General features: G+C 69.5%; 4 protein-coding genes. 1 reads left to right on the forward strand and 3 read right to left on the reverse strand.

The window, feature by feature from the left end; genetic code table 11:
• A partial coding sequence (gene ltaE, locus FW784_RS13065) for a low-specificity L-threonine aldolase (protein ID WP_149353766.1) occupies positions 1-679 on the reverse strand: 679 nt, incomplete at its 3' end.
• Positions 680-753: 74 nt separating this feature from the next.
• Here ltaE and xth point away from each other — a divergent pair.
• The gene (xth, locus tag FW784_RS13070) at positions 754-1,542 is read left to right on the forward strand and encodes an exodeoxyribonuclease III (protein ID WP_149353767.1); all 789 of its coding nucleotides are present in this window, start codon (positions 754-756) and stop codon (positions 1,540-1,542) included.
• 73 nt (positions 1,543-1,615) lie between these two features.
• Here the strand turns inward: xth and FW784_RS13075 are convergent, their stop codons facing one another.
• Both FW784_RS13075 and FW784_RS13080 read right to left on the reverse strand, forming a co-directional pair.
• Positions 1,616-1,888, reverse strand: a complete 273-nt coding sequence (locus tag FW784_RS13075; protein WP_149353768.1) for a GlsB/YeaQ/YmgE family stress response membrane protein — start codon at positions 1,886-1,888, stop codon at positions 1,616-1,618.
• Between the two features lie 161 nt (positions 1,889-2,049).
• Complete coding sequence (locus tag FW784_RS13080) at positions 2,050-3,417, reverse strand: AMP-binding protein (RefSeq protein ID WP_328592733.1); 1,368 nt, start codon at positions 3,415-3,417, stop codon at positions 2,050-2,052.
• Positions 3,418-3,557: the final 140 nt, after the last annotated feature.

Consider the following 3,557-nt stretch of genomic DNA (forward strand, 5'->3'; position numbering starts at 1 on the left):
CGCAGACCTTGCGCCAACGCCTGGCGGCCGCGATGAAGCCGGCGGACCCCACCAGCACCGAGCCCACCGGCGCGCCCAGGCCCTTGGACAGGCAGACCGACACGCTGTCGAAATGCCTTGCGATCTCGCGCGGCGCCACGTCGAGCGCGACCGCCGCGTTGTACATGCGGGCGCCGTCGAGATGCAGGAGCAGGCCGTGGTGGTCGCAGAACTCGCGCGCGTCGCGCAGGTACGCCATCGGCAACACGCGGCCGTGCCACGTGTTCTCCAGCGCGAGGAGTCTCGTGCGTGCGAAGTGCGGGTCGACCGGCTTGATCGCGCGCTCCACGACGTCGAGCGGCAGCGTCCCGTCGGCCGCCTGCACGATCGGCTGCGGCTGGATCGAGCCCAGCACCGCGGCGCCGCCGCCTTCGAACTTGTAGGTATGCGCGTCCATGCCGACGATGTATTCGTCGCCGCGCGCGCAATGCGCCATGAGCCCGACGAGGTTGGCCTGGGTTCCGCTCGGCGTGAACAGGCCGGCCTCGAAGCCGAGGTCCGCAGCCACGCGTGCCTGCAACGCATTGACGGTGGGGTCTTCGCCGTAGACGTCGTCGCCGACCTCCGCCGCCAGCATGGCCTCGCGCATCGCGGTGCCCGGGCGGGTGACGGTGTCGCTGCGCAGGTCGATCTTCTTCATCGTCTCGGAACCGTTGCACGGGCAGGGCCCGCGATGATGCCAGCCCGGCGCGCGCGTGCGGCTAGACTCGCGTCATGAAGATCGCCAGCTGGAACGTCAATTCGCTGAACGTGCGGCTGCCGCACCTGGAAACCTGGCTGGCGAGCGCGAAGCCGGACGTGGTCGCGCTGCAGGAGACCAAGCTGGAGGACACGCGCTTCCCGGACACCGCGATCGCCGCGGCCGGGTACCGGAGCGTTTTCTCCGGGCAGAAGACCTACAACGGCGTCGCGATCCTGACGCGCATGGATGCACCCGGCGGTGGCGTGCTCGACGACGTGCAGGCCGGCATTCCCGGGTTCGAAGACGCGCAGAAACGCGTGCTGGCCGCGACGGTCAACGGCGTGCGCATCGTCGACGTCTACGTGGTCAACGGGCAGTCGGTGGGCAGCGAGAAATACGCGTACAAGCTGCGCTGGCTCGAGGCGCTGCATGCGTGGCTGCGCGAGGAAATGCGGCGCTACCCGCGGCTGGTGCTGCTCGGCGACTTCAATATCGCGCCGCGGGACCTGGACGTGCACGACCCCGCGCAGTGGAACGACGACCACATCCTGACCTCGCGCCCCGAGCGTGACGCACTCGATGGCCTGTTGGCGCAGGGGCTGCACGACGCATTCCGCGCACTCAACCCTGCGGAACGGGCCTTCAGCTGGTGGGATTACCGGCAGTTCGCATTGCGCCGCGACCTCGGCCTGCGCATCGACCTGACGCTGGTGTCCGACATGTTGCGCGCGGAATGCGTGGCGGCCGGCATCGACAAGGAGCCGCGCACCTGGGAGCGGCCGAGCGACCATGCGCCGGCGTGGGTACAGCTCGCGGGCTGAGGGCCGTCTCGCGTTTTCCCAAAGAAAAAGGCCCGGTTTCCCGGGCCTTTTTCATCGAAGCGGCGTAACGCTATTAGCGTGCGCGACCACGACGGAACATGTTGACGATCGCCAGCAGGACGACGGCGCCGAGCAGCGACATCAGCAGGCCCGGCAGCGAGAAGTCACCGCTGTTGATGGTGCCGCGGCTGCCGAGGAACATGCCGCCCAGCCAGCCACCGAGGAACGCGCCGACGATGCCGACGACGATGTTCATGAGCGCGCCCTGCTGGGCATCCGTCTTCATGATCATGCTGGCGATCCAGCCGATGATTCCGCCAACGATCAGCCAAATGATGAAGCCCATGGTGTTTCTCCTTTCCAGTCAGAGGGTGAATTCGGCACCCATGTGTTTGGGGGCGGGCTCAGTCTGGAAAGCCGGTCGTGACGGCCGTGTGTGAATACAGCCGCTTCCCGTCGCCGTTCATCCGGCGGTCGTGGGCGAATTGTGAAGCGCGAGCAGGGGAATCATCCCTGCAACAGTGACAGCACCTCGGCGCGCGGGAGCTTGCCGGTTTCGTTGCGCGGCAATGCCGGAACGCACCGCAGGCGACGCGGCAGGAACACCGGATCCATCTGTACGCGCAGTGCGTGGAGGATGTCGTTGGGCGACAACGTCGGTGCCACCGCGAGCGCAGCGATCCGACGCACGCCATTCGTTCCCGCATCCAGTTGGACGACGACGCCGTCGACGACGCCCGGCACCGCAAGCAGCTTGCGCGTGAGGTCGCCGAGCGATGCGCGCTTGCCGGCGATCTCCAGCAGGTCGGCATTGCGTCCGCAGAGGCGGAAGCGTCCGTCGTGCAGCAGCTCGACCAGGTCGGCGAGCGCGACCGGCGCTGCGAGGTGGCGGGCTTCGACCAGCGTGCCGTCCGGTTGCGGCGACAGGCGCACGCCGGGCAGCAGCGTCCATGCCTCGTCGATCGCGGTGCGGCGGCGCGCGAAGATGCACGTCTCCGTGGAGCCGAACATCTCGCGCACTTCGCAGCCGAACGCGGCCTCGGCGGCCTGCGCCAGCTCCTGCGGCAGCGGCGCGGTGGCGGACACGATGCCGGCGAGTGGCGGCATCGCGAAGGACGCGTCGTCGCCCTGCGACTGCACGAGCGCGCGCAGATGCACCGGCGTGGTCACCAGCAACGCGCGGCGCGGACATTCGGCAACCGCGCGCGCAACGTCCTGCGGGAAGAACGGGCGCGCGGCGTGCACGGCAACGTCGCCGAGCAGCGGCAACATCACCGACGTCTCCATGCCGTACATGTGCTGCGGCGGCACGGTGGCGACCACCGGCGTCGTGGCGTGGGCGTCGAGCAGGCCGGCCATCGCAGAGATGTTCTGCGTGGTGCTGGCGACGAAGCTCGCCAGCGTCTTGCGGTTGGCGGTGGGCAGGCCGGTGCTGCCGGAGGTGAAGCCGATCAGCAGCGCCGCATCGCCGTCGATCTCGAGCGGCGCGCCTTCGAGCTCGTCCAGCACGTCGGGCAGGCGCCAGTACGCGGGCGGCGCGGGCGCGAGGTCGGTATCCCCGATGCAGATCGCGTCCATATGGTCGACACGCACGGCGTCGACGACAGCCGGCGCACGCGAGGGCGGCAGCAACGTGACCTGCCCGCGCAGCGCAGCCGCGCACAGCGCCACGATGAAGCGATAGCGGTCGTCGCAGAGGTTCACGGCATGGCGCGCCGGCGGCAGCGAAGCGGCGACGGCGCGCACGTGGCGTTCGAACAGCGCGCGCGTGACCGGGCGGCCACGATCCAAGGCGATCACGCGCGAGGCCGGGCCGGCGACCAGCGCCAGCATGCGCACGGCGACCCCAGGACCTGTTTCGATGACCGCCGACATGTGCACGACCCGACGCGTTTTCCCCGGCCTTACTTTACGCTGCGGGGCCCGCCCGGTCAGCCGCCATGCCCGAAACTCCCGCCGTTCGCCGACACGGCCCGGTGCTCGTGGGCGTGCTGCCCCACGCGCCAGGGCTTGCG

The organism is Cognatilysobacter lacus (genome assembly GCF_008274655.1).
Classification (GTDB): Bacteria; Pseudomonadota; Gammaproteobacteria; order Xanthomonadales; family Xanthomonadaceae; genus Cognatilysobacter; species Cognatilysobacter lacus.